The following is a 5,778-nucleotide window of genomic DNA, read 5'->3' as shown; positions in this document are numbered from 1 at the left end:
AATTGGCGGACAGTTACTACAATGTATTTAATAGCCAGCAAGCGGTAGTATGGTATGCTAAAGCGGTAGAAAGCACACAAGATGCAGAAACGCATTTTAGATATGCTCAAATGCTAAAAGCAGAGGGAGATAATAGATTGGCAGCACAACAAATGGCAGCATTTGCCAAGATGCAACCGAGTGATGCTAGAGCCAAAGCCTTTACAAGCAATCCAGAATATACAAACCAATTAAAAAACCAAGCAAAACAATACGAGGTTTTAAAATCGGATGTAAGTAGCGACAAAACAGATTTTGGAGCCGTATTAAGTCAAAACAACGAACTGTACTTTACAAGCGCTAGAAACACCTCTAGAAAAGAAAACGGAATGGACGACCAGCCGTATTTAGATTTGTACAAAGCGATTAGAAATACAGATGGTACACTAAGTCAAGCTACAGCAGTAGTGGAATTAAACACCAAATGGCATGATGGTCCAGCGACCATTACCTCAGATGGTACTACCATGTATTACGGAAGTGAGAGTTTCAATGAAAGCGCATACCAAAAGAACAAAGAAAAACACTTAAAGTTCAGCCAAATATATTTGTATAAAGCTACTAAAATAGAAGGTGACAAATGGGGTAATTCAAAAGCATTACCAATTAACAACAAAGACTACTCGGTAAGAAACCCAAGTATAAGTAAAGATGGAAAAACCTTATATTTTTCATCAAATATGCCAGGCGGTTTTGGAGGAGAAGACATTTGGAAAGTAAGTGTTGATGGTGATACCTATGGCACACCAGAAAACGCCGGAGCCAACATCAACACAGAAGGTAATGAGAGTTTTCCATCAATTCAAGATGATGGTATTTTATTCTTTTCTTCAAACGGTAAACAAGGATTTGGTGGTTACGATGTGTTTAAACAAAACACCAACACAAAGGAGCAAGCAGCAACTAACCTTGGTGCACCGGTAAACACGCAAAAAGATGATTTTTCATTTTCGTATAATTTAGATAAGAACGTAGGCTATTTTTCAAGTAATAGAGAAGGCAATGACGACATCTATCAAGCCATTGCGGTTTGTGGCGTAGATGCTACAGTAGTGGTAAAAGACGCAGAAACTGGTAAATTATTATCAGGAGCAAGCGTTACTTTTGTGGACCAAAAAGGAAAAGACAAAGGCAATCAAGATTCAAACGACATGGGAGAAGCTAAGTTTGGTGTAGCATGTGATGAAATCGCTAATTTTAATGCTACCAGAGCGGGTTACCAAAACGGAACAGCTAGTATGCCAAAATCTAAAAATGGTGCACAAAACATCGTGATAAACTTAACACCAATCCAACCAATAATTACAGAAACAGAAGTTATTTTACAACCAATATACTTCGAATATAACCAATCAAACATCACAGCACAAGGAGCAGAGGAGTTAGATAAATTGATAAAAGTTATGAATCAGTATCCAACAATGGTAATCGATGCGAAATCGCACACGGATAGCAGAGGATCGGATAGTTACAACTTAAAACTTTCAGACAGAAGAGCCAAAGCTACGGTGCAATACATCGTATCGAAAGGCATTTCTAAAGAAAGAATCAGAGGTACAGGTATGGGAGAAACCCAACCAAAAGCACCATGCACAGAATGTACAGAAGAAGAGCACGCACAAAACAGAAGAAGTGAATTCTTAATTATCAAAAAGTAAGTTAAGAACACCACATAGTAATAAAACAAAATCGCCTCAATACTGAGGCGATTTTTTTATGTATTTAATTTTCATGATAATAACCGATAGCTCGGATTTGGAATCCGTGCCCACAAAGTGAAAAGAAAAAACAAAAACTAAAATAATAAAAAGTTATAGCTTTTTTATTACATTTGATTATTAAAGAAGGCACGGATTGCAAATCCTCGCTATATTGTTTGTGGTATGTTAAGCAATCGTTTTGGAAACGCTACTGATAAATATCTTTCTGGAGAAGGTATTCCAGGAAAAGTAATTGGTGGATATTTTAATGGTATTATTGAAATAGGTTCTAATGCAGCCCCAAGTCTAATAAAAGAGTAATTATATGAAAAAGTATAAATTTTTAATATTTTTAGTTGTTTTCATTTTATTAATTGCACTTATTCAAATAAGGGCAAAATATTATGAAAAAAAATTATTGACAAAAGGTAAATTTACAATAATGAGAATAGATAGTTTTAATGTAATTCCAAAATTTACAAATATATATTCATCTTTTTATTGTAAAAAAAAGAAAATTATTAATATTGAAAGAAAATCAGAAAGCAATATTAGTGAAAAAGATATTGGAAAATTTTATGAAATTAAATATTTAAATGATACACCAGATGTTTCTATGGCTCATTTCAACAAACAAATTACAGACACAATTGCTATATTAGAAGCAGGTTTTACAAAAGCAGATATTGAGTTTAAAAAGTAGTAAAGCCCCAGATGGCGCGGATATGTCTCGTAACGGATAGCGCTGATTTGCAATCCATGCCCACAAAGTGAAAAGAAAAAACATAAACTACAATAACATAAAGTTGTAGTTTTTTTATGATTTAGTATTTAGAAGAAAATAGTTCTTTAACAGCAAGTTCGTAATTTCTTTTACTTTGGGCTTTTTTAATTTTCTTAAATGTTTTTTGGGTATCCGGAAATGATTGAGAAAAGTATTCCCAAAAGCCTAACATTTTCATTCTAATTGGCGTTGGGCCTTGTAAAAAAGCATCGTATTCCTGATAAATTTCATCGTGAAACGCATTAAAAATCTTAAACCTATCTTCAGGATATTCGGTAGTATTATTTTTAATCATATTGGGTAAAAACGGATCGGCAATTAATCCTCTACCAATCATAAAATGATCAATACTCGGAAAGCGAGCTTGCATGTCTCTAAATTTTTCTACCGAAGTAATATCTCCGTTATAATACAGTTTGTGTTTTGAAACATCCAAACAACGTTGAAACGAATCTAAATCCACATCGCCTTTATAGACTTGCTTGCCAATTCTGGCATGAATGGCGATATTTTTTATAGGATACTTTTCTAAAATCGGGAACACCTCTAAAATTTCAGCTGCGTTTTCATAACCCATTCGCATTTTCATCGAAACCACAATATTCGTTTCGCTATGCACTTTATCTAAAATACTATGAATTCTTTCGGTATTGCTAATTAAACCAGAGCCCATTCCACATTTTGCCACCATTGGATATGGACAGCCTAAGTTCCAATTGAGTTCTTTATAACCAAGTGATTGTACGTATTTGGCTACAAATAAAAACTCTTCTGCATCATTGGTAATTATTTGGGGAATGACTTCTAAAGTCGTATTGTTTTCTGGAAGAATATCACGTTCGTATGACGCTTTAATTTCTAATTTTCCGTTTAATCTGATGTAAGGCGAATAGAACGTATCAATACCACCAAAGTGTTTGTGAAACGCATTTCGAAATCTAAAATCCGTAAAACCTTGTAAAGGAGAAGATAATAAAGTAACACTCATATTTTTAGATTTTTAGATAACAGATTTTTAGATTAATTCGAATGCTAAAAAGTTTTTTTGAATAATTTAATTTAAGTATTTTAATCTAAAATGTCTAAAAATCTAACATGTCTAATAATCTAAACATTATCTGAAGCAAACCATTCTGCAAAAGACGATTCCGTTTCTTGTAAACGTAAAGAATGTAACTTAATGTCTTTAGGCAATCGCGCCATAATTTTATTTGCAAAATCCACTACCATGTTTTCACTTGTAGGTTGATAATCCACTAAAATTACATGATGTCCGCGATTTTGTAATTCTTTTGCCAATTCTACGTGTGGGGTATTTTGGTTAAAAACCGTAGCGTGATCAAACACATCCACAATGTCTTCTCGGACAATTTTTTTTAAATCGGAAAAATCAATTACCATTCCGAATTTTACGTGATTTGAATCTGTAATCGGCTCACCAATAACCGTAACCGATAGTTTATAACTATGTCCGTGTACATTTTTACATTTTCCATCATAGCCATAAAGGGCATGACCCGTTTCGAAATTAAATTGTTTGGTAATTCTAATTTTACTCATGGTGTGATAATTGAAATGCAAAATTACGAAATTATTCACATATCTTTGCTTCAAATGTGCAACTAATGGAATTGAATCCGCTTTACGAAACCATAATTACCGATTTATTAGAAAACCAATATGCCGTTTGCGATGCTTTTTTTTCAGATGAAGCGGTGCAAATTATGCGTGCCGAATTAGAACAAAAATTGGAAACATCTGAGTTTAAAAAATCTGCAATTGGAAATAAATCGGATGAAGTGGTAAAAGAAGAAATTCGTGGTGATTATATTTTTTGGTTGGATGAAGAATATAAAAATCAAGCTTCAGAAACGTTTTTTAATACCATCAACGATTTTGTAACGTACATCAATGCGACTTGTTATTTAGGCATTACCACTAAAGAATTTCATTATGCGATGTATCCAGAAGGTACTTTTTACAAACGTCATTTAGATGTTTTTAAAAACGATACGAAAAGAAAATTATCTATAGTCTGTTACTTAAACGATGAAAATTGGCAACCCGAATTTGGAGGCGAATTGGTCATTTACAAACCAGAAGAAGACATTAAAATTTATCCATTAAAAGGCAGAGTCGTCATTTTTGAAAGTCAAATTTTAGAACACGAAGTAAAACCCGTTCATAGAAAAAGATTTAGTATTACGGGTTGGTTGAAAACGAGTTAGGGTTTTTAATTACTTTGTCATGCTGAACTTGTTTCAGCATCTTTTTTATTAGAAGCAGAAATTTTGTATTTCAGTTCACTTTTTGTCCCGCTATCCGCTATATCTTTTTAAAATTGTTACCTTCGAGAGCCTCAGGAAACAATTTTAAAAAGGATGCCGCTACTATCGGGACTAAAACACAAAAACTAGTTTCTAAAAGACTATTTTTTAAACCCTTGCAAAGCCTTCTTCGTAAAAGCACTCAACACTAATTTTCCTGAAATTTCGGCACGTTCGTATAACAATGTGCTCCAATGTGCGGTGTTTTGCCACAACACTTGTTTCATTTCAGCTAATGCGTCTGGGTTGTAACTGGCTAATTGTGAAGCGAATTTTTCTAATTCTGAATCCAAATCTTCAGGTTGCACTAATTTTGCAAATAAGCCTTTTTCAAAAGCCCAAGTTGCAGATTTCCATTCGTTACCAGCTAAAGTTAATTCGCTCATAGCGGTGTGTCCAATTTTTCGGCTGACGGCGGGTTCTATTACAAAAGGGCCAATTCCTATTGTTAATTCTGAAAGTTTAATATCGGCTTTTGTTGAGGCAATGGCATAATCGCACGCGGCAATAATTCCTACGCCACCACCAACAGCTTTTCCTTGCACTTTTCCAACAATTAATTTCGAACAGTTTCGCATCGCGTTTATCACATTGGCAAAACCAGAGAAAAATTGTTTTCCGTCTGATAAATTATCAATTTGCAATAATTCATCAAAAGATGCACCCGCACAAAAGGTAGTCCCTTCACTTTGTAAAACAATAATGGTAACGTTTTCATTCGCATCTAAATCCTGAATAGTTCTCACTAATTCTTGCAATTGCGAACTTGGAAACGAATTTCCCGCTGGATGAAAAAAGGTAATGTATCCAACATTATTTTTTACTTCTTGTTTTACGAAAGCTGTCATATTATCTTTTTAAACTAAAGTGAGATTTAAATTCTTTCTGAACGCCATCTTCTGTATATTCAATTTTAAACCAATAATCC

The 5,778-nt window shown here is 33.8% G+C and carries 7 protein-coding genes; 4 read left to right on the top strand and 3 right to left on the bottom strand.

Annotation, left to right across the window (positions count from 1 at the left end):
• From KA468_RS10290 to KA468_RS10280, 3 genes are all read left to right on the top strand, one after another.
• Nucleotides 1-1,697: OmpA family protein (locus tag KA468_RS10290; RefSeq protein WP_291242850.1), on the top strand; the 1,697-nt coding region annotated here is incomplete at its 5' end.
• Nucleotides 1,698-1,922: 225 nt separating this feature from the next.
• Nucleotides 1,923-2,060, top strand: a complete 138-nt coding sequence (locus tag KA468_RS10285; RefSeq protein ID WP_291242849.1) for a hypothetical protein — start codon at nt 1,923-1,925, stop codon at nt 2,058-2,060.
• A 121-nt stretch (nt 2,061-2,181) separates the two neighbouring features.
• Nucleotides 2,182-2,442, top strand: coding sequence for a hypothetical protein (locus KA468_RS10280; RefSeq protein WP_291242848.1), 261 nt, complete (start codon nt 2,182-2,184; stop codon nt 2,440-2,442).
• 121 nt (nt 2,443-2,563) lie between these two features.
• Here KA468_RS10280 and KA468_RS10275 read toward each other — a convergent pair whose 3' ends face one another.
• Nucleotides 2,564-3,511 (bottom strand): tRNA-dihydrouridine synthase family protein, encoded by a 948-nt coding sequence (locus tag KA468_RS10275; protein WP_291242847.1) that lies wholly within the window; start codon nt 3,509-3,511, stop codon nt 2,564-2,566.
• A gap of 119 nt (nt 3,512-3,630) precedes the next feature.
• Nucleotides 3,631-4,083 (bottom strand): 6-carboxytetrahydropterin synthase, encoded by a 453-nt coding sequence (locus KA468_RS10270; protein ID WP_291242846.1) that lies wholly within the window; start codon nt 4,081-4,083, stop codon nt 3,631-3,633.
• Between the two features lie 65 nt (nt 4,084-4,148).
• On the opposite strand from KA468_RS10270, the gene KA468_RS10265 reads away from it, so the two are divergent.
• Nucleotides 4,149-4,751, top strand: a complete 603-nt coding sequence (locus tag KA468_RS10265) for a 2OG-Fe(II) oxygenase (protein WP_291242845.1) — start codon at nt 4,149-4,151, stop codon at nt 4,749-4,751.
• 200 nt (nt 4,752-4,951) lie between these two features.
• Here KA468_RS10265 and KA468_RS10260 read toward each other — a convergent pair whose 3' ends face one another.
• Complete coding sequence (locus tag KA468_RS10260; protein ID WP_291242844.1) at nt 4,952-5,698, bottom strand: enoyl-CoA hydratase/isomerase family protein; 747 nt, start codon at nt 5,696-5,698, stop codon at nt 4,952-4,954.
• Nucleotides 5,699-5,778 lie beyond the last annotated feature (80 nt).

The organism is Flavobacterium sp., from assembly GCF_017985075.1.
Lineage (GTDB): Bacteria > Bacteroidota > Bacteroidia > Flavobacteriales > Flavobacteriaceae > Flavobacterium.
The sequence above is the reverse complement of the archived record's forward strand: the minus strand, read 5'-3'. Positions and strand labels throughout refer to the sequence as shown.